Annotated in this window: 22 protein-coding genes; 1 reads left to right on the top strand and 21 read right to left on the bottom strand. The window is 29.0% G+C overall.

The window, feature by feature from the left end; genetic code table 11:
* Positions 1-32: 32 nt before the first annotated feature.
* Together SPJ33_RS08195 and SPJ33_RS08190 are read right to left on the bottom strand one after the other, a co-directional pair.
* Positions 33-1,661: a DAK2 domain-containing protein gene (locus SPJ33_RS08195; protein ID WP_321117476.1), complete on the bottom strand. Its 1,629-nt coding sequence runs from the start codon at positions 1,659-1,661 to the stop codon at positions 33-35.
* A gap of 14 nt (positions 1,662-1,675) precedes the next feature.
* On the bottom strand, positions 1,676-2,026 hold the full coding sequence (locus SPJ33_RS08190) for an Asp23/Gls24 family envelope stress response protein (protein WP_321117475.1): 351 nt from the start codon (positions 2,024-2,026) through the stop codon (positions 1,676-1,678).
* A 219-nt stretch (positions 2,027-2,245) separates the two neighbouring features.
* Between SPJ33_RS08190 and rpmB the strand changes: the two genes are divergently transcribed.
* Positions 2,246-2,437 carry a 50S ribosomal protein L28 gene (gene rpmB, locus SPJ33_RS08185; RefSeq protein WP_039316116.1) on the top strand — a complete coding sequence of 64 codons (192 nt, stop codon included), beginning with the start codon at positions 2,246-2,248 and terminating at the stop codon, positions 2,435-2,437.
* A 243-nt stretch (positions 2,438-2,680) separates the two neighbouring features.
* Here the strand turns inward: rpmB and SPJ33_RS08180 are convergent, their stop codons facing one another.
* The 19 genes from SPJ33_RS08180 to spoIVA form a co-directional block, all read right to left on the bottom strand.
* Positions 2,681-3,319 (bottom strand): thiamine diphosphokinase, encoded by a 639-nt coding sequence (locus SPJ33_RS08180; protein ID WP_321117474.1) that lies wholly within the window; start codon positions 3,317-3,319, stop codon positions 2,681-2,683.
* Between the two features lies 1 nt (position 3,320).
* Positions 3,321-3,971 (bottom strand): ribulose-phosphate 3-epimerase, encoded by a 651-nt coding sequence (rpe, locus tag SPJ33_RS08175; protein ID WP_321117473.1) that lies wholly within the window; start codon positions 3,969-3,971, stop codon positions 3,321-3,323.
* A gap of 1 nt (position 3,972) precedes the next feature.
* Positions 3,973-4,836, bottom strand: coding sequence for a ribosome small subunit-dependent GTPase A (rsgA, locus tag SPJ33_RS08170; protein ID WP_321117472.1), 864 nt, complete (start codon positions 4,834-4,836; stop codon positions 3,973-3,975).
* Positions 4,837-4,961: 125 nt separating this feature from the next.
* A complete protein-coding gene (gene pknB / locus SPJ33_RS08165; RefSeq protein ID WP_321117471.1) occupies positions 4,962-7,277 on the bottom strand; it encodes a Stk1 family PASTA domain-containing Ser/Thr kinase in 2,316 nt (771 codons plus the stop codon).
* Positions 7,274-7,993 (bottom strand): Stp1/IreP family PP2C-type Ser/Thr phosphatase, encoded by a 720-nt coding sequence (locus SPJ33_RS08160; RefSeq protein ID WP_321117470.1) that lies wholly within the window; start codon positions 7,991-7,993, stop codon positions 7,274-7,276. The genes pknB and SPJ33_RS08160 overlap by 4 nt, the downstream gene beginning before the upstream one ends.
* 13 nt (positions 7,994-8,006) lie before the next feature.
* On the bottom strand, positions 8,007-9,038 hold the full coding sequence (gene rlmN, locus SPJ33_RS08155; protein WP_321117469.1) for a 23S rRNA (adenine(2503)-C(2))-methyltransferase RlmN: 1,032 nt from the start codon (positions 9,036-9,038) through the stop codon (positions 8,007-8,009).
* Positions 9,039-9,051: 13 nt separating this feature from the next.
* On the bottom strand, positions 9,052-10,365 hold the full coding sequence (rsmB, locus tag SPJ33_RS08150; protein WP_321117468.1) for a 16S rRNA (cytosine(967)-C(5))-methyltransferase RsmB: 1,314 nt from the start codon (positions 10,363-10,365) through the stop codon (positions 9,052-9,054).
* Positions 10,366-10,407: 42 nt separating this feature from the next.
* Positions 10,408-11,097, bottom strand: a complete 690-nt coding sequence (locus SPJ33_RS08145; RefSeq protein ID WP_321117467.1) for a zinc metallopeptidase — start codon at positions 11,095-11,097, stop codon at positions 10,408-10,410.
* Between the two features lie 13 nt (positions 11,098-11,110).
* Positions 11,111-12,040 carry a methionyl-tRNA formyltransferase gene (gene fmt, locus SPJ33_RS08140; RefSeq protein ID WP_321117466.1) on the bottom strand — a complete coding sequence of 310 codons (930 nt, stop codon included), beginning with the start codon at positions 12,038-12,040 and terminating at the stop codon, positions 11,111-11,113.
* A gap of 27 nt (positions 12,041-12,067) precedes the next feature.
* Entirely contained in the window at positions 12,068-12,511 is a 444-nt protein-coding gene (def, locus tag SPJ33_RS08135; protein WP_321117465.1) for a peptide deformylase, read from the bottom strand.
* 12 nt (positions 12,512-12,523) lie between these two features.
* Positions 12,524-14,719, bottom strand: coding sequence for a primosomal protein N' (priA, locus tag SPJ33_RS08130; protein ID WP_321117464.1), 2,196 nt, complete (start codon positions 14,717-14,719; stop codon positions 12,524-12,526).
* A 51-nt stretch (positions 14,720-14,770) separates the two neighbouring features.
* Complete coding sequence (gene coaBC / locus SPJ33_RS08125) at positions 14,771-15,961, bottom strand: bifunctional phosphopantothenoylcysteine decarboxylase/phosphopantothenate--cysteine ligase CoaBC (RefSeq protein ID WP_321117463.1); 1,191 nt, start codon at positions 15,959-15,961, stop codon at positions 14,771-14,773.
* 6 nt (positions 15,962-15,967) lie between these two features.
* Entirely contained in the window at positions 15,968-16,192 is a 225-nt protein-coding gene (gene rpoZ / locus SPJ33_RS08120; protein ID WP_321117462.1) for a DNA-directed RNA polymerase subunit omega, read from the bottom strand.
* Entirely contained in the window at positions 16,173-16,805 is a 633-nt protein-coding gene (gene gmk / locus SPJ33_RS08115) for a guanylate kinase (protein ID WP_321117461.1), read from the bottom strand. The genes rpoZ and gmk overlap by 20 nt, the downstream gene beginning before the upstream one ends.
* The gene (remA, locus tag SPJ33_RS08110; protein WP_321117460.1) at positions 16,805-17,074 is read right to left on the bottom strand and encodes an extracellular matrix/biofilm regulator RemA; all 270 of its coding nucleotides are present in this window, start codon (positions 17,072-17,074) and stop codon (positions 16,805-16,807) included. The genes gmk and remA overlap by 1 nt, the downstream gene beginning before the upstream one ends.
* Positions 17,075-17,087: 13 nt before the next feature.
* Entirely contained in the window at positions 17,088-17,969 is an 882-nt protein-coding gene (locus SPJ33_RS08105) for a YicC/YloC family endoribonuclease (protein WP_321117459.1), read from the bottom strand.
* Positions 17,970-18,201: 232 nt separating this feature from the next.
* Complete coding sequence (locus SPJ33_RS08100) at positions 18,202-19,194, bottom strand: asparaginase (protein WP_321117458.1); 993 nt, start codon at positions 19,192-19,194, stop codon at positions 18,202-18,204.
* A gap of 209 nt (positions 19,195-19,403) precedes the next feature.
* Complete coding sequence (locus tag SPJ33_RS08095; protein WP_321117457.1) at positions 19,404-19,799, bottom strand: hypothetical protein; 396 nt, start codon at positions 19,797-19,799, stop codon at positions 19,404-19,406.
* Positions 19,800-19,937: 138 nt separating this feature from the next.
* Complete coding sequence (gene spoIVA, locus SPJ33_RS08090) at positions 19,938-21,416, bottom strand: stage IV sporulation protein A (RefSeq protein WP_321117456.1); 1,479 nt, start codon at positions 21,414-21,416, stop codon at positions 19,938-19,940.
* Positions 21,417-21,446 lie beyond the last annotated feature (30 nt).

Raw genomic sequence — 21,446 nt, 5'->3', positions numbered from 1 at the left:
GCACCTTACGGTGCTTTTTAAAATCAATATATTTACTCTACTGACATTAAGAAATAATATAAAGGTTGATCTCCTTTATACAATTGTATATCACAATCTTCATACTTTTCTTCTAATTCACTTATAAATTCATTTGCTTCATTTTCTGAAACATCTTTTCCATAAAATACAGTTATAAGTTCACTGTCATCATCAATCATATCTTCAAGTACTCTAGAAGCAACATCAAATTTATCTTCTCCAACTTCTTTGATCTTTCCTTCTATTAGTCCAAGCATATTACCTTCTTCGATATTTATTCCATCAATTTCAGTATCTCTAACAGCATATGTTACTGAACCTGTTTTAACAGATTGCATTAATTCTTTTAATTCTTCTTCATTTTCTTCTGGTTCTGCATCTCTATTAAACATTGATACACAAGTTATACCTTGTGGAATAGTTGTAGTTGGTATTACAATTACATTCTTTTCTGATATTTCTTGTGCTTGTGTTGCAGCCATAATTATATTCTTATTGTTTGGTAATATAAATATATTTTCTGCATTAACTTTTTCTATACAATCTAATATATCTTGAGTTGAAGGGTTCATAGTTTGACCACCTTCAATTACATAATCCACACCTAAATCTTTGAATATGTTTGTGATTCCTTCTCCCATTGCAACTGTAACAAAACCATACTTTTTAGCTTCTTCTTGTCTTGCTTTTTCTTCTCTCATCTCAGCTGCTAAAACTTCTCTATGTTCTTCTCTCATGTTATCAATCTTGATTTTTGAAAGTTCACCAATTTTTACAGCCTTTGATAAAACAAGTCCAGGATCGTTTGTGTGAATATGAACTTTTATAACATCATCATATCCAACAACTATCATTGAGTCTCCTAAAGGTTCAATTTCATTTTGTAATTCTGTAGCATATTTTGAATCGCCTAATATTATAAATTCAGTACAATAACCAAATTTAATATCTACATCAGCAGTTGATTTAGCTCCAGTAGCTTCTGTGCCACCTTCACTAATTTTAACATCTTTAACTTCTGCAATTATACCTTCTTTTAATGCTTCAAGCATACCTTGAAGGATTATATAAAGACCCATACCACCAGAGTCTACAACCTTAGCTTTTTTAAGTGCTGGTAATAATTCAGGTGTTTTATCAAGCATTACCTTTGCAGCAACTACAACTTCTTCTAAAAGTTCTTTTACATTATGCTCATGTGACTCCATTCCAGCTTCAGCAGCTGCTCTTATAACTGAAAGTATAGTTCCTTCAGTTGGTCTCATAACTGCTTTATATGCTGAATTTGATCCTTCTTGTAATGCATTTGCAAAATCCTTAGCTGAAACTTCTTCAAAGTCAGCTAATCCTTTTGAAATTCCTCTTAAAATTTGTGAAAGGATAACTCCTGAGTTACCTCTTGCACCCATTAATGCACCTTTCGCAAGCTTTTTTGAAACTTCTGCTATAGAATCTGAGTCTATATTTTCTATTTCTTTTACAGCAGCTTTAAAAGTCATTGACATGTTAGTTCCTGTATCTCCATCTGGTACTGGGAATACATTTAATGCATTAACATAATCACTTTTTTCAGCTAGTCTGTTGCTTGCATTTACTACCATGTTATAAAAATCACGGCCGTTTATCTTATTAAATTCCATTAGTCGTTTACCTCCTAGACTCTTACCGCTTGAACGTTTACCGAAATTGATGATACCTTTAATCCAGTAAAGTTTTCTACATTATAACGTACTTTTTGAATTATGTTGTTTGCTATAACAGATATTTTTGTTCCATATTCAACCATAACAAATAATTCAATATCTAATTTATCTTCATCGTTAATACTTATCTTAACCCCTTTGTTAAAATGCTCTATTCCAATTAGTTCCCAAAGACCTTCTGTAGCATTCTTTGAAACCATTCCTACTACACCATAACATTCCATTGTTGATAAACCAACAATTTTAGCTAAGACTTCATCTGAGTAATGAACTTTTCCATTTTCTTTTGAAAATCCTACCATTAGTATTCCTCCTCATACTATATCATAATTATACTTATGCTATATCATATTTATATTTTATCTTAGAACTTCCCATTATTCAAGATTTATATAAGAATATAAAAAATAATATATATTTTTTTAAAATAACTACTTGCAAAATTATATAATGTTATGTTACAATGAATTCTGTCCTATTGAAGAGAAATATATCTTCACTTAACAAGGAGGTGTTTTCAGATGGCAAGAAGATGCGAAATTTGTAACAAAGGTGTTGTTGCAGGTGTTCAATATAGCCATTCACATCGTCAATCAAAGAGAACTTGGGCTCCTAACATAAAGAAAGTAAAAGCTTTAGTTAACGGAACTCCAAAGAAAGTTCATGTTTGTACAAGATGTCTTAGATCTGGTAAGGTTGAAAGAGCAATATAGTTCAAATAAAAAAAATGCATTGCATAAGCAACTGCATTTTTTTTATTTTCTAAATTCTTATGTATATTCTATTTTTTTCTTCTAAAAAATTTTATTATACTTGATATACATTTAGGTAATTTTATAGCAATTATTTTCATATGTCCCCCCAAAATAATAATTAATAAAAAAGAACCAACATCTCCTTTTTACATTATATGCAAAAAAGTATGATATCAGTTCTTATTTTATATATTTTTTTCTTTAATCTATAGAATACATTACTAAAATTATTCCTGAATCAAAAGATATTTCTATATCATCATCTAAAAATTCATTACAGATGGCTCTTGGCTTTAAAATCGTCATATCATAATTAGTTAAGTTATATTTTGCATTCTTTATTGTAAATTTTTTTACAACATCGCTTAATGCATGAAATGATATAACCTTTCCCTCTTCTTTTTTAATAACAGAATTTTTATTAACTAAATATATTCTATTATTATCATCTATAATCTCCATCTTTATATTATCTTTAAGAGCTTTAAATAATATTCCAATATTGCCTAAAGTATGATCTATTCTTGAACCTGTTGCTCCAAATAGTAAAATTTCATCTGCATTAAATATTTCTTTAGCTTTTCTGTAACCTAAATCAGTATCTGTATAATCTTTTTCTGGTTTATACTTTTCTATAGTAACATCACTTTTTTTAAAATAATCTAATACTTCTTTTTTTATTGAATCAAAGTCACCTAATATTAAATCTGGTTTTATATTATAATCAAATAGCGAATTGCATCCTTTATCAATTCCAATTATAATATCTTCATGATTTATATATGATTTTAATAGTTTTTCTGATGGCTTATTTCCACCACTTACTATTATAGCTCTCATTTTATGAATTCCTCTTAAGTTCTTCTATGTTTTTAATAACTTCGCCATTTTTATATACAGAAGAACCTGCAACAGCAACATCTACACCAGCTTCTCTAACCTTTTTAATATTGTCTACTCCAATTCCGCCATCTATTTCTATTATTAGATCCTTATTATATTTTTTTCTCATCTCATCTACTTCTTTAACTTTTTCTATAGAATAGTCTATAAAACTTTGTCCTCCAAAGCCTGGATTAACACTCATTATTAAAACCATATCTAGTTTAGAAATTAAATCCTTGATTAATATAGTTGGAGTGCCTGGATTTAATACAACCCCCGCCTTTACACCTTTTGATTTTATATATTGAATTGCTCTATCTATATGTTTTTCAGCTTCATAATGGATAGTTATAATATCTGCCCCTGCATCTACAAAATCATCTATATATCTAGATGGTGATTCAACCATAAGATGTACATCAAATATCTTATTAGTTCTATTTCTAATAGATTTAATTATTGGAGCTCCAAGAGTTATATTTGGTACAAATAAACCATCCATAACATCTATATGTATAAAATCTGCATCACTTTTGTCTAAAAGTTCTATTTCCTCCCCTAGTCTTGAAAAATCTGATGATAAAATTGATGGTGCTATTTTTATCATATTAATACTTCCTCCCCTTTAATATCTCTTCTAATGTCCTTATATAAAATTCATATCTATATTTATTAATTTTTCCTTCTTCTACAGCTTCTTTAACTGCACACCCAGGTTCTTTGTAGTGAAGACACCCTCTATATTTACATTCATTATTGTAATGATCAAAATCTGGGAAACAATATCTTAACTCTTCTTTATCTATAAATGTTACATCTAAAGTTGAAAAACCTGGAGTATCAACAATATAACCATCTGATACTTCTATGAGCTCACTATGTCTTGTAGTATGTCTTCCTCTACCAATTTTTTCACTAACTTCTCCTGTTTCCATATGTAGTCTATCTGTAAGAGTATTTATAAGTGTTGACTTTCCTGCTCCTGAAGGGCCACATAAAACCGTTACATTTCCTTGCAACCTATTTTTTAAATCATCTACACCTATACCTTCTTTGGCATTTATAAATAATACTTCATAACCTATAGCATTGATTTTTTCTTTTAATTCTCTTTTTTCTTCTTCACTTACTAAATCGATTTTATTTAAAGCTACTATTGCTTTTATATTGTTACTCTCACAAAGCACTAAAAATCTATTTAATAAATCAAAATTTAAATCTGGATTTTTTATAGCAAAGACTACAAATGCTTGTGTTACATTTGCAACTGTAGGTCTTATAAGTTCTGAAGTTCTCTCTTCTATTTTTTCGATAGTTCCCTTTCCATTTTCTATTAAAATCTCTACATTATCTCCAACCATAGGTTTAAGTAATTTATGCCTAAACTTTCCTCTAGCTTTACATTCTATTATCCCATTATCTGTTTTTATATAATAGAATCCACCTATGCCTTTAATTATTTTTCCCTTCATATTTCCTCCAAAATTTTTTCTTTCTTACTTATTATATAAACACTTTTCAATATTTTTTGCAACAATAATTCTCATAAAAATCAAGCTAAAATAAAAAGAGGCTTAATGCCTCTTTTTTATAAATATTATTTTGATTTTGATTTAGATTTACTCTTTGAATTATCGTTATTTGTTTGATCTTTATCTTGAGCATCTGTTTGAGGTTTTTTATCAGGTTTAGTTGTTTGACTAACTTCATCTTTATCCTTATCACTAGCTCCATTATTTCCAGAAGCATCACTTGAAGTAGGAGGTTTTTGCTCAGGTTTAGTTGCTTGATTATCATCCTCTTTATCCTTATCACTAGTTCCACCATTTACAGAACCATTATTATCTTCAGAAGCATTACCATTTCCTGAATTATCATTATTTCCTGAATTATTATTTGTATTGTTATCAGGAGTTACTTGTTCTTCCTTTTTAGTATCTGTTTTTAATACTACTGAACCACCAGGTTTAACACTTGATGGATATGAACTAACAACACTTCCATTTTCGCTATAACCATCTGCAATACTTGCACTTATGTTATTTTTTGATAATTCATTAACAGCATCTCTGTAACTCATTCCACTAATCTTATCCATTATACTTATACTTTCTGGTTCATAGCTTCCAATTATTAAAGTTACTGTTGAACCTGCTGCTACTCCTTCTCCAGAAGAAGGTGTTGTATCTATTACTTTACCATCTGATGATTTATCTGTTGTCTTACCAGTTTTAACATTTGCACTCAAGCCAAGATTATTTAATTTATTTCTAGCTGCTGTTTCACTTAAACCACCTAATTCAGGTACAGTTATATATTTCTTTCCTAAACTTACAACTAAAGTTACCTTAGTATCTTTAGAAATTTCTTGATTTTGTGATGGATCTTGAGAAATTACTTTTCCTTCTGATATGCTATCGCTATAATCTTGTTTAACTTCTACATTAGTTATACCAATACTTTGTAACTTAGTTTTTGCATCATTTAATTCATCTTCAACTACATTTGGCATATATATCTTTTCTTCGCCACTAACAGTAACATTTATAGTTGAACCTTTACTTACCATTTCTCCAGCCTTTGGATCTGTTTCTAATACTTCTCCAGCTTTTTTGTCACTCTTAACTTCTTTTATCTTTACAAGTTTTAAGCCAGAATCTTCTGCTTGTTTTTTAGCTTCATCAAATGTCATACCAACAAAATTAGGAACTTTTATTTTTTTAGCAGAACCTCCACTTCCAAATGCAAAATATCCACCAACACCTAAAAGTGCAATGATAACTACAGATATTATTCCTATTATAATGCCTTTATTATTTTTTTTCTTCTTAAACTTATCTTCGTTATAATCTTCATCATAGTCATCATATTCATCATCTTCTGGTTCTACATAATTTTCTTCTTCATATTCAGGTTCATCTTCATCATCATAGTAATCTTCATCTTCATCATCTAAATTTTCGTTACCTAAAACATCATCTTTTAAGTCTTCATCATTAGTAATAATAGGTGCTTTTATAGCATCCATTATAATAGTATGTTGAGCCGTTACATCACCTAAATTCGAATTATCAGTTCCACCGATTATATAATTAGGATCTTCTTTTATTTTTTCAAGATCAGCTAACAATCCTTTAACATCTTGATATCTATTATTAGCATCTTTTTCCATACACTTTAATATAACTTTATTTAAGCTTTCTGGAATTTTACTATTTATCTCCTTTGGTGGAACCACCTTTTCTTGAAGATGCTTTAGTGCTATTGTAACAGGTGAATCTGCTTCAAATGGAACTTTTCCTGTTACCATTTCATACATAACTATTCCTAATGAATAGATGTCTGTTCTATTATCAATAAAGCTTCCTCTTGCCTGTTCAGGCGAAAAGTAATGTGCTGACCCTAATATAGTACTTGTATTTGTTAAAGTTGCAGAATCAGAGGATTTAGCAATTCCAAAATCAGTTACTTTAACTACTCCATCTTCAGTAACCATTATATTTTGAGGTTTTATATCTCTATGAATTATATTATTTTTATGTGCACAGTCTAAAGCCTTTGCAACCTGAATTGCAATATTTAAAGCAGTCTCATATTTTACTTTTCCAAATTCTGATATAACTTCCTTAAGTGTTTTTCCATTTATAAGTTCCATTACAATATAATTAGTATTTTCTTGAGTCCCTACATCTAGTACATTAACTATATTGTTATCAGATAATTTAGCTATCGCAGTTGCTTCTTTTTTAAACTTACGAACTATCTCTTCATTATCTGAATACTCAGCTTTTAGAATTTTAACTGCTACAAATCTATTTAACTTATTGTCTCTTGCTTTATAAACAATAGCCATTCCACCTTCGCCGATCTGCTCAAGCAATTCATATCTATCGCCTAATATTTCCCCGATCATCTTCTCTCTCCTCCAAACAACATTACTGTAATATTATCTCTGCCTCCATTTTTATTAGCTTCCTCTACTAAATATTCGCAGGCAAGTTCATTATTTTTTTCTCTTTTTAATATATTGTTCATTTCATCAATTGTAACTTCATTAGTTAATCCATCTGAACACAATAAATATCTATCGTATTCTTTTGCTTTAAATCTAAATATATCAACCTCAACATCTTTACTAGTGCCTACAGCTCTTGTAATTATGTTTTTATTTGGGTGATTCATAGCTTCGTCTTCTGATATGCTACCTGCATCTAAAAGTTGTTGAACTAAAGAATGATCTTTTGTAAGTTTATGCATATTATCATTTTTAATTCCAAAGCAAGAGCTATCGCCTACATTTGCAACAATCACCATACCATTATAACACAAGCATGAAGTTATAGTAGTTCCCATTCCCTTTAATTTTTCATCACTCATAGAATACTCATATATACTAGAGTTCACTTCTTTTATTGCTTTTTCAAGAATATCTTCTTGAAATTTATAAATATTTTCTTTTACAAACTTTATGACATCTCTAACTGCCATATTGCTTGCTACTTCTCCTGCATTATGACCTCCCATGCCATCTGCAACTACATATATTTTATAAAACTCATTTTCAAAATAGCCAAAACTATCTTCATTAAATTTTCGTTTTATTCCAACATCACTTTTATATCCTATCATACATAACCTCCCCCTAACTATGGGACTTTATATAACTTCTTCTTAGTTGTCCACAAGCTGCGTTAATATCACTACCCATTTCCCTTCTAACAGTTGCTTCAATTCCCTTATCTTTAAGAATTTCTGCAAAAGTTTCAATTGTTTTATCAGAAGATCTTTTAAATGAATTTTCTTTTACTTCATTTACTGGTATTAAATTAACGTGGCAAAGCATTCCTTTTAATAATTGTCCAAGTGCTTTAGCATCTTCCTTGCTATCATTAACATCTTTTACTAGTGAATATTCAAATGTAACTCTTCTATTAGTTTTTTCAATATAATATTCACATGCATCTAAAATTTCTTTAATTGAGTACTTATTTGCTATTGGCATTATTTCTCTTCTCTTTGTATCATTAAATGCATGTAGTGAAATTGCAAGAGTTATTGTCATTCCTTCATCTGCTAATTCATAAATTTTAGGCACTAATCCACATGTTGATAATGTTATATGTCTTTGACCTATATTAAACCCATATTCAGCATTTACTTCTCTTAAGAATTTTATAACATTGTCATAATTATCAAGTGGTTCTCCACTTCCCATTAAAACAATATTTGAAATTCTCTCTCCTAGTTCTTTTTGAGCTACCATTATTTGTGATAATATTTCACCTGAAGTTAAGTTTCTTACTCTACCATCTATTGTTGAAGCACAGAATTTACAACCCATTCTGCATCCTACTTGTGTAGAAATACATATTGTGTTTCCATGCTTATATTGCATGATTACACATTCTATTAGATTTCCGTCGTTAAGAGCTAATAATAATTTTCTTGTATTATCATCTGATGATTTAAAAGATTCAACAATTTCAGGAATTAAAATATCAAAGTTTTCATTTAATTTTTCTTTTAATGATTTAGGTATGTTTTTCATACCATCAAAATTCCATACACCTTTATATATCCATGAAAATACTTGCTTTGCTCTAAATGCACTTTCACCATTTTCCTTTAACCAAACTCCAAGTTCGTCTAAAGTGTAATCTAATAAATTTTTCATAAAACTTCTCCTACTAAATTTTCTTAAGTTTAGCTATAAAGAAACCATCCATATATTCATTTGGAAGAACTGTTAACATTCCATTTTCATATCTTAAGTTATCTCCATTTCCTATGAATACTTTCTCTAAAGTACAATTTTTATGTTTATTTAAAAACCATTCAATATTTTGTTCGTTTTCTTCCTTATTTAAAGTACAAGTTGAATAAACCATAGTTCCACCTTGTTTTAGATATTGCCATGCATTTTCCATTATCTCTCTTTGTACTTTAACTATTTCTTTAAGTTCTTCACGATTTTTATTCCACTTTATTTCTGGTTTTCTTTTTATTATTCCAAGTCCAGAACATGGAACATCTAAAAGTATTTTATCTCCAGCACCTATAAGATTAACATCTATCTTTGTAGCGTCCATTTGTTTTAATTCTACATTTTTTATTCCAAGTCTTTTGCAATTTTCTTCTATTAGACCTAATTTATTTTTGTGTAAATCAAATGCTAAGACTTTTCCTGTATTTTCAAGAAGTTCTGCTATATGAGTAGTTTTACCTCCAGGTGCACTACATAAATCTAGTACAATTTCATCATGAGCTATATCTAAAAGAGGAGCAACTAACATAGCACTTTCATCTTGAACTGTTATCTTTCCTTCATTAAATACTTTATTATCTTCTACGCTCTTTCCACCTTTTATTGAAATAGCTTCTGGACATATATAGCCTTCTTCTACATTATAACCAAATTCTTCAAGTTCTTCAAATACTTCATCAAAATCACCCTTTAATGAATTAACTCTAACTGTAACTTTTGGTGTTAAATTTAGTCCATTTAAAATTCTTATAGCATCTTCTTCTCCATACTGCTTAATAAATAGTCTTATAAGCCATGGCTCAAATGAATAAGTATAAGCTAATTCATATATTTTATTTTTAAATACTAATCCTGATTCACCTTTTTTTCCATAACTTCTTAATATACCATTAACTAATTTACTTGAGCTTATAGATATCTTTTTAGCCTGTTCTACAGCTTCATTACAAGCAGCATAACTTGGAACTTTATCTAAAAACTTTAATTGATACATAGCTATTCTTAAGATATTTAAAACTCTCTTATCCATCATTTTTATATCTCTAACAAATGAAGCTATAAGAGTATCTAGACTATTTTTTCTTCTTATTGTTCCATATACTATTTCTGTTACTAATGCCTTATCTTTATCATTAAGGTTTGAATTATTTAATTCGCTTGATAATACTAAATTTGAATAAGCCCCTTCATTAAATACTCTATTTAATATCTTTAAAGCTATGCTTCTACTATTCATAAAACACCTCTTCTTTCAGTTTTTTCATAATTTAAAAGATTTTTAATCGTTTCTTTTGCTAATTGCAATTAATCTTAATAATTGTGAAATTGCCATAAGTGCAGATGCAACATATGTCATAGCTGCAGCCCCTAGAACTTTTCTAGCATCACTTACTTCATTTCCATATAATATACCTCTTTTATCTAGTATATTAAGAGCTCTACTTGATGCATTAAACTCAACTGGAAGTGTAACTAATTGAAATACTACGACTCCTGAGAATAATATAATCCCTAAATTAACAAGTAGATTATTTCCCATAAATAACCCAATCACAAATAAAACCCATGAAATACTTGATCCAAAATTAACAACTGGAACAATTGAGTTTCTAAGTATAAGTGGCTTATACGATTCTTTATGTTGAATTGCATGGCCAACTTCATGAGCTGCAATACCTGCAGCTGCAATTGAAGTTCCACCATACACTTCAGGAGATAATCTTAAAACTTTACTAGTTGGATCATAATGATCTCCAAGTCTTGTATTTACCATTTCAATATTTACAAAAGAAAGCCCAGCTTCATTTAACATCATTCTTGCTACCTGCTCGCCTGTATAACCATTTAAGGTTTTTACATTTTTATACTTATTATAAGTTGAGTTAATTTTTGATTGAGCCCAAAAACTAATTAAAAGTGCAGGTAATAATATAAGCATTGTTCTATCGAAATAAAATGGATAATACATAATCTAATCTCTCCTATCTACCCAATATAAATTCTTTATTAACCTCATGACCATTTATATATTGTTCTACCATTAAAGGCTTAGAATTTGGGAATTGTACCTTTTTAATTAAAAGAACACCTTCTCCAGTTGAAACTTCTATTCCTTTTTTAGAAACATCTATTATCTTTCCACATTCTGCTTTACTTTCTTTATTTAATACTTCACTTTCAAATATTTTCATAGTGTTTCCATTATATAAAGTATGTGCAACAGGCCAAGGATTTAATCCTCTAATCATATTATGGATTTCCTTAGCACTCTTAGTCCAATCAATTTCAGCCATGCCTTTATTTAACATTTTAGCATAGAAAGTTTCATCACTTTGCTTTTCTGGCACTATAGTTTTATTAATTAATCCTTCTATAGTATCAATTAAAAGTTTTCCGCCTCTATCTTTAAGGATGTCGTAAAGTTCTCCAGCTGTCATATCATCTGGTATTTCAACTTCATCTTTTAAAAGCATATCTCCAGTATCAAGTCCAACATCCATAAGCATAGTAGTATTTCCTGATACCTTTTCTCCATTCATAATTGCCCAGTTTATAGGAGCTGCTCCTCTATACATAGGAAGTATTGAACCATGTAGATTTATGCAACCATACTTTGGTATATCTAAAACTTCCTTAGTAAGTATTTGACCAAATGCTACAACTATTATAAAGTCTGGCTTCATTTCTTTTAGCATTTCTATCATTTCTGGTTCATTTTTTAATTTTTCTGGTTGGTATACTTTAATATCATGTTTTAAAGCTTCTTCTTTAACTGGTGAAAAAGCTAACTTTTTCCCTCTTCCCTTTGGTCTATCAGGCTGAGTAAATACAGCTTCTACTCCATATTTATCTATTAATTCCTTTAAAGATGGAACCGCAAAATCTGGTGTTCCCATAAATACTATCTTCAAAAGTATCACTCCTTTTTAATTAATAAATTACTCTGCTTTATCTACAAATAAAACTCCATCTAAATGATCATTTTCATGTAAAACTGCTCTTGCAAGTAATCCTTCTCCTTCTAATATAAATTCTTCACCTTTTTCATTTAATGCTTTTACCTTTACATAATTTGGTCTTTCTACATTTTCAAATTCTCCAGGTATACTAAGACATCCTTCTTCTCCTGTTTGACTTCCTGAAGTTTCAAGAATTTCTGGATTTATAAATATTCTAATACCTTCTCCATCATAAACATCTATAACAAATATTCTTTTAAGTATTCCAACTTGTGGTGCTGCAAGACCAACTCCATCTGCTTCATACATAGTATCTATCATATCTTGTATTAAAGTTAAAGTTCTCTTATCTATCTTATCAACAACCTTACTAGTCTTTCTTAATACTTCATCACCTTTAAGTCTTATCTTTCTAATTGCCATAAAAAATTCCTCCTATAATAAACTATTTGGGTTTATATCAATATTCATTCTTATTTCATTATATACACTCTTATTCATTTCATAAAGTGTATCTTTAATTTTTTTAGATAGTTCATCTGTAATTTTACCTTTAATAAGTATTTGCCACCTATATTTATCCTTAATTTTTCCAACTATACATTGAGTTGGTCCTAATAATGTTGCTTCTTCATTTAATAACTTATTAATTTCATTAGCTACAGATTTCATAAATTCTTTTAGTTTTTTTTCATCTTTAGAAATACCTCTTATAAGTAATATTGTTCCAAAAGGTGGATACATCATACTTTTTCTTATAGCTATCTCTTCTTTAAACATTCCTATATAATCATTATTTGCAGCATATCTTAAACTTGGATGATTTGGAGTATATGATTGAATTATCACTTTTCCTTCTTTATCTCCTCTTCCAGCTCTTCCTGCAACTTGAGTTATCAACTGAAATGTTCTCTCTCCTGCTCTATAATCTGGTATATTAAGCGATATATCAGCTGCTAATACCCCAACTAAGGTTACTCCTTTAAAATCTAATCCTTTAGTTATCATTTGAGTACCTATTAATATATCAGCCTCTCCTTTTTTAAAAGCATTATATATTTTTTCATAAGAATCCTTAGTTCTTGTTGTATCTGCATCCATTCTAAGAATTCTAGCATCTTTAAAATATTTCCTAACTTCATTTTCTACTTTCTCTGTACCAGCACCAAAGAACTTAACATATTTACTTTTACATTTTGGGCATATCTTAACTTGCTTTTCTGTTTTGCCACAATAATGACAAACTAAATATCCATTTTTATGATAAGTCATAGCTATATCACATTTATCACATTTAAATACATATCCACAGCTTCTACAGGAAATAAATGTAGAAAATCCTCTTCTATTTAAAAATAATATGATTTGTTCTTTTCTCTCTAATGCATCTTTAATTTCTTTATATAATTTCCTTGAAAACATTGAAAGATTTTTAACTTTAAGTTCTTCTCTCATATCAACTATTTCCATAATAGGAAGAGGTTTATTATCAACTCTATTATTAAGTTCTATAAGCTCTATCTTTGAAACTAAAGCATCTGCAAAACTTTCAATAGATGGTGTTGCAGATCCTAAAATGTATTTACATCCCTTTATAACACTTATAAACTGTGCTACTTCTTTAGTATTATATTTAGGATTATGTTCAGATTTGTAGCTTCCTTCATGTTCTTCATCAATAATTATTAAACCTAGATTATTTACTGGAAGAAATAATGCACTCCTTGCTCCAACAACAAGTCTACATCTTCCTGATTTAATTCTATACCACTCATCAAATTTTTCTCCATCTGAAAGTCTGCTATGAAATAATGCTACATCTTCTCCAAATCTTCCTTTAAATCTTTCTATCATCTGTGGAGTTAATGCTATTTCTGGAACTAAAACTATAGCCCCTTGACCCCTATTTAGTGCTTTTTCTACTAAATTCATATAGATTTCGGTTTTTCCTGAGCCTGTTACTCCCTTTAGAAGTATTCCATTTTTATTTGTATTTTTAATCTTTAATATAGCTTGCTTTTGTTCCTCTGTAAGAACATTTATTTTATCTTCTTCGTAAATTCTTCTATTAAATCTTTCTACTACTGTTTCCTCAACACATAAATAGCCTTTTTCTATTGCCTTATTTATTGTATATATAGAAAAACTATATTGCTTTGTTAATTCTGCCTTAGAATATAAAGAATCATTATTTTTTACAAAAGATATAAGCTCTTTATATTTTTCTTTATTTCTAATATCTTCATTAAAATCTTTTACAAATTTTATAACGTTTTTCTTTTTGCTTTTAATCCCCTTTATAAGTCCTGGTGGTATCATTACCCTTATAGCATCTATATATTTGCAAAGTGTTCTCTTTACTAAAAATTCTACAATAAGTAAATCATCTCTTGTAAGAATAGGTTCTTCATCACATAGCTTTATTATCTCTTTAATTTTATATGTATCATTAAACTCAGTTGAAAGGCTCATAACAAAACCTTCTACATGTTTACTTTTAACTCCAAATGGAACTTTAACTCTATGACCTACACTTATTAAAGAAGCTAAGTCATCTTTAACTTTATAAGTAAATGTTCTATCTATTTCTACTGCATCACTATTTATTATTACTTCAGCATATAGTTCCATCTATAAGTTCACCCTTTCAAAATTCTCCTAATAAGAGAAGAAAGCGCATACTTAGCGCTTTCCTTCAAAAATATCAAACAAATTACTAGCTACTTCTCTTTTACTCATAACATCAAATTCATCTATAGAATTATCTTTTGATATTACAAAAACCTTATTTTTATCACTACCAAAGCCAGTTTCTTTTGATGTAATATCATTTGCTACGATGTAATCAAGATTTTTCTTCTTTAATTTGCCCTTTGCATTTTCTATTAAATTATTGCTTTCAGCAGCAAAACCAACCAATACCTGATTTTTTTTCTTCTCGCCAAGTTCCATTAAAATATCATTATCTCTAGTAAATTCTATATTTAAGTTTCCATCACCTTTTTTAATCTTTTCATTGCTATATTCTTTTGGTTTATAATCAGCAACAGCTGCTGACTTTATAACAATATCAGATGAATCATAATGATTTAATACAACTTCTCTCATTTCAGAGTTTGTATCTACTTCGATAACTTCCATTCCATGTGGTTTTTTTATGTTCTTAGCTCCTGTTACAAGGACAACTTCAGCGCCTCTATCTCTTGCTTCTTCTGCAATAGCATATCCCATTTTTCCTGTTGAGTTATTTGTTAAAAATCTAACTGGATCTATATTTGCCTTAGTAGGCCCTGCTGTTACAAGAACTTTCTTTCCTTTTAAGTTTTTAACTGGATAAAGTTCAGTTAAAACATGTTCAAATATGACTTCTGGCTTTGGGAATTTACCCTTGCCTATATCTCCACATGCAAGTCTTCCTGAATCTGGTTCTATAAATTCATATCCAAGTTCTTTAAGCTTTTTAATATTGGCTTGAACAATTGGATTTTCATACATACCTGTATTCATTGCTGGTGCAAATATAACTTTAGCTTTAGTTGCCATAATAGTTGTTGATAACATATCATCTGCTATCCCATTTGCAACTTTACCTATTATGTTTGCTGTAGCCGGCGCAACAAGCATTACATCTGCCTTTTGAGCTAAACTAATATGCTGAATTTCCCATGCTTTTGGTTCTGCAAACATATCAGTTATAACCATATTTTGACTAATAGATTGAAATGTTAGTGGTGTAACAAATTCAGTAGCTGATTTAGTCATTATAACTCTAACTTCTACATTTTTTTTACGAAGTGCACTTACAATATCTAAAGCCTTATAAACTGCAATTCCTCCACAAACCCCTAATACAACACATTTATCCTTATACATTTTTTATTAATTATCCTCTGTTGTTTGTTCTGCAGGTATATATTTTACTTTACCTTCGTTTACTTCGTTTATTGCAATTGTTAAAGGTTTTTGTGAGTCAACATGTATTAATGGTTTTTTACCTGCTATTAATTGTCTAGCTCTTTTTGAAGTTACTATTACTAGTGAATATCTGTCTTCTACCTTTTTTAATAAATCTACTATTGATGGATTAATCATAGAGTTGTTCATGGATAAAGCCCTCCTTAGAATCTAATATCTTATTTTTCATTCTATCTACTCTGCATTTTTCAGCTACAATTATAGCTTCAAGCTTTGCTACAGCTGTATCTATTTCATCATTTACAACAGCATAATTATATTTTGAAATATAGTTTATTTCTTTATATGCTGATTTAAATCTTGTCATTAAAGATTCTGGTGTTTCACTTCCTCTTTTAATGATTCTTTGTTTTAATTCTTCCATTGATGGAGGAAGTATAAATATAAATATTCCTTCTTCCCAATTTTCTTTAACTTTTAAAGCACCTTGTATATCTATTTCTAGTATTACATCTCTACCTTCATCTAGCATTTTTTGTACGCTAGATTTTGGTGTACCATAGTAATTACCATAAACTTCAGCATGTTCTAAGAAATCTCCTTCTTCAACCTTTTTTAGGAAATCTTCTTTAGTTGTGAAGAAATAATTTACACCATGTACTTCACCTTCTCTTGGTTCTCTAGTTGTAGCTGAAACTGATAAATAAATATCTTTATGCTTTTCTAATAATGCCTTACAAATTGTGCCTTTACCAGCTCCTGATGGACCTGATATAACTAATAAAACGCCTTTTTTACTCATTATTCATCTACCCCATCTTCATGATCATCTTTATTTGATAATCTATGAGCTACTGTTTCTGGTTGTACTGCTGATAATATTACATGGTCACTATCAGTTATAATAACTGCTCTAGTTCTTCTTCCATAAGTTGCATCGATAAGCATTCCTCTATCTCTAGCTTCCTGGATTATTCTCTTAATTGGTGCAGACTCAGGACTTACAATAGCAACTAATCTATTAGCTGATACAATATTCCCAAAGCCAATATTTATTAATTTAATACCCATGGTATCCTCCTTATTATTCTATATTTTGAACTTGTTCTCTAATCTTTTCAATTAGGTTTTTTATGTCAATGACTATATTAGTCATTTTTATATCATTTGATTTAGAAGCTATTGTGTTTGCTTCTCTATTCATTTCTTGAACAATAAAATCAAGTTTTCTACCTATTGGCTCACATATATCAAAAGTACTTCTCATCTGAGCTATATGACTTCTAAGTCTTATAATCTCTTCATCTACAGTAGCTTTATCTGCAAAAATAGCAATTTCAGTTGCAATTCTATTTTGATCTATCTCAATTCCTGAAGTTAAATCTTTTATTCTCTCTTCTAACTTTTCTTTATATTTTACAGGAACTAAGTCTGCAATTTTTTCTATATCATATACAAAATTCTCTATAATATTAAGCTTTTCTAAAATATCTTCTTTAAGCTTTTCCCCTTCTCTTTCTCTCATTTCAATCATTCCTTCAAGAGAAGATTCCATTAAAACTTTTATTTCTTCAAATATTTCTTCAATATTTTCTTCTTTTTCTGTAATTGATATTACATCTTGAAATCTTGCTATTTTAGTTGCTGTTATATCATTTTCAATATTTAATTCTTCTGAAATTTTAGATAAGCATTCAAAATAACTTTTTGCTAATGCTTCATTTACTTCTGCAACGCTATCACCTTTAGAAAAATTTTTAAGATTTATATAAACATCTACCTTTCCCCTATTTAACTTTGAACTTATTAATTTACGAAGTCTTTCTTCTAGTGGGAAAATTGATTTTGGCATTCTTATATTTATATCTAAATATCTATGATTGACACTTTTCATTTCAATAGAAAAAAGTCTTTCTTTGCCTTCTTCGCTACTAGCTCTTCCAAAACTAGTCATACTCTTTACCAATATTCTTTCCTCCTTTATATAAAACTTAAATTCATAAATACATATTATTTTACTATCTAAATAAAGTCAATGCTTTGTTAACAAATTGTTTACAATTTAACTTAAATATTTTTTAAATATAGTGATTTTATCTCTTTATACAAAATAACATAAAAAAATCAGCATAAATTATTAATAATTCATACTTACTTTTAAATTTTACTAAAAATATTACAAATATATTATATAACTTTTAGTTATGTTCATATAATCCTTCTTCAAATAACGTCTTTATTTCACTCATTGACTTGCCTGAATTAATAGCTGTCAAAAGTCTTATTCTAGCCTTTTGACCTGGCATATTATCACCAAATATTACTCCAAGGTCCATTAAGTGCTTTCCACCACCTTCATATCCATAGCTTTCAAAAACTCTTCCTTCAAAGCATCTAGATACAAGAACTACTGGAATATTATTTGATATTGCTTTTTTTATTCCATCAACCATTGTTGGAGGAACATTTCCTCTTCCTAAGCCTTCAATAACAATTCCTTTAAAGCCTTTTTGCATAGCAAATTCTAAATAAGATGAATCCATACCAGCAACGCATTTTATAAGTGCTACATCTTTATCCATAGTTTCTGGAGAGAATTTTTCTCCTTTTTTACCTTTTCTATAGAATATAACTTTATTATTGTCAACTATTCCAACAGGTCCAAAATTTGGAGTTCTAAAGGCATTTAATGCCATTGAGTTTACTTTAGTAACCTCTCTTGCGTCATTTAATTCCCCATTAAAGCAAACAATTACGCCTCTTCCTTTTGATTCTTCAGCTATAGCTGTACAAATTGATGTTGCTAAATTAAATGGCCCATCATAACCAAGTTCTGAAGAACTTCTCATAGCACCAGTTACTATTATTGGCTTTTTAGTTTTAACTGTTAAATCTAGAAAGTATGCTGTTTCTTCTAAAGTATCTGTTCCATGTGTTACAACGACACCTTCTATATCATCTCTATCAACTAACTCTTGTATAAAGTTTGATAATTTCATCATAAGCTCTGGTGTAATATGTGGTGATGGAAGAGATGAAAAATTATAGCTTATAATCTCTGCATAGTTTTCTACCCCAGTTACCATTGACATTATTTCTTCACCACTTAAACTTGGTACCGCAGCTTTTATTTTTTCATCAACTTTCATTGATATTGTTCCCCCATTAAAAACAACTGCAATTTTTTTCATAGTTTTCCTCCTATATTCATTGGTATAAAAAGAACTCTTGGCATTTTCACCAAAAGTCTTTAAATAGTTTTTGGTAGGGCGGCGTATCCTACATCTCTGTTTACTAAAATTTTTTAGCGCATGAGGAGCCTTTTCTCACCTCAAAAACCTTATATATTTTATTATACATACCTAATCAAATATTTTTCAAGCAAATAATATATATTTTATTATACAGCTTCTTTTAAAGTGCCACTATATATTTTATTTCTCATCTTACTTTTTGTTACTGGATACATACTTGAAACATAAATATATTCATAATCTAAATCAACTTCAAGAATTAACATTATATAAGCATCAATCTTTTTTACTAATTGTAAAGCTCCTGATTCTTTATTTTTCTTATTCATTCCTATAAAATCAGGACTTCCTATAATTCTTTCTATAATTATTGTTAAATTATCTTTTATATTCTTAGTAAGTTGCCTGCCATGTCTTTTTCTTATATGCTTTAATACTCCTGGTGAAGCATATACATTTCCATAAAATTCAAACCCTACTTTATTTGCTATGCGCTTATCTATCGCCCCAACCTTTTTATAAGTTTTGTATTTATTAATCATAATACCTCACCATGCCTTTTCGTGTAATACTATAAAAATATATAATTTACTATATATTATTCACATAAAAAAATATGATAAACTAATATAAAAAGCCAGTATATTAATTATCATATACTGACTTTTGTATCTTATAATCTATAAAATTATACAGATTAATCCTCCATTACCTTCATTTATTATTTTTTGTAATGTCTTTTGAATTTTAACCTGAACATCTTCTGGCATCTTATATAATTTATTTTGCAGACCTTCTTTAACAAGAACTTCAAGTGATTTACCAAACATATTGCTTTGCCATAATGAAGCTGGATCATTTTCAAATTGTTCAAGAAGAGATTTAACTAGTTCTTCTGATTCTTTTTCTGATCCCATTATTGGACTTATTTCAGTTTGTATATCAGCTTTAATAAAATGAAGTGATGGCGCACTAGCTTTTAATTTAACTCCATATTGAGCACCATGTTTTACGATTTCTGGTTCTTCAAATTTCATCTCCTTAAGTTGTGGTGCTACTAAACCATAACCTGTTTCATTTACATCCTTTAAAGCATCTTTAACTTTATCATATTCTTTCTTTGCAAAATTTAATTCTTTTACTATTGAAAGAAGGTCATTTTCTGAACTAACATCTATTTCACATATTTCACTTAAAACCTTATAGAATATACCTTCTTTAGGTTTCATCACAACATTTGCTGTTCCAACTCCAAGGTCTATATCTTTTATAAAGGCTTCCCCTAAGAATTCTTCCCCTTCTAATTTATCTAAAGATATTTTTATATCTCTTATTTTTGATATGTTTTTGCTCATGTCTCTTATTATGTTAAAGAAATTTTTTTTAAGCCAATGATCACACTCTAATCTTTCAAGCCACTCTGGCATATTAATATTTACTTCTTTTACTGGGAATTCTTTAAGTACATGTTTAAATAAGTTCTCAATATCTTCTTCCCTCATATTTGCAATATCCATAGGTTGAACTTCTACGTTATATTTTTCTTCCATCTCTTTTTTAATCGCTAATGTTTCTTTAGAATTTACTCTTGCGCTATTAAGTACTACTACAAATGGCTTATTTATTGATTGAAGTTCAGATATAACTCTCTCTTCAGCTTCAATATAATCTTGTCTATCAAGTCCAGTTATGCTTCCATCTGTAGTTATAACTAAACCAATTGTTGAATGGTCTGTTATAACCTTCCTAGTTCCTATTTCAGCTGCATCCTCAAATGGAATCTCATAATCATACCAAGGCGTATTAACCATCTTAGGGTTATTATCTTCTATATATCCTAAAGCTTCTTTTACTATATATCCAACACAGTCTACCATTCTTACTTTAAATTTAATTTCTTCTTCAATGTTTATTTCAATTGCTTCATTTGGAACAAATTTAGGTTCTGTTGTGTGTATCATTTTTCCTGATCCACTTTGTGGCAGCTCATCTTTTGCTCTTTCTTTCTTAAATTCATTTTCTATCTTAGGTATTACCATAAGATCCATAAACTTCTTTATAAAAGTTGATTTACCAGTTCTTACTGGACCAACAACTCCTATATATATGTCTCCTTGGGTTCTCTCTGATATATCTTTATAGATTTTGAAGTTGTCCAAGAAAAATACCTCCTAACTATTTGTAACAAT

Source organism: Clostridium sp. (assembly GCF_034179595.1).
GTDB lineage: Bacteria > Bacillota > Clostridia > Clostridiales > Clostridiaceae > Clostridium.
The sequence above is the reverse complement of the archived record's forward strand: the minus strand, read 5'-3'. Positions and strand labels throughout refer to the sequence as shown.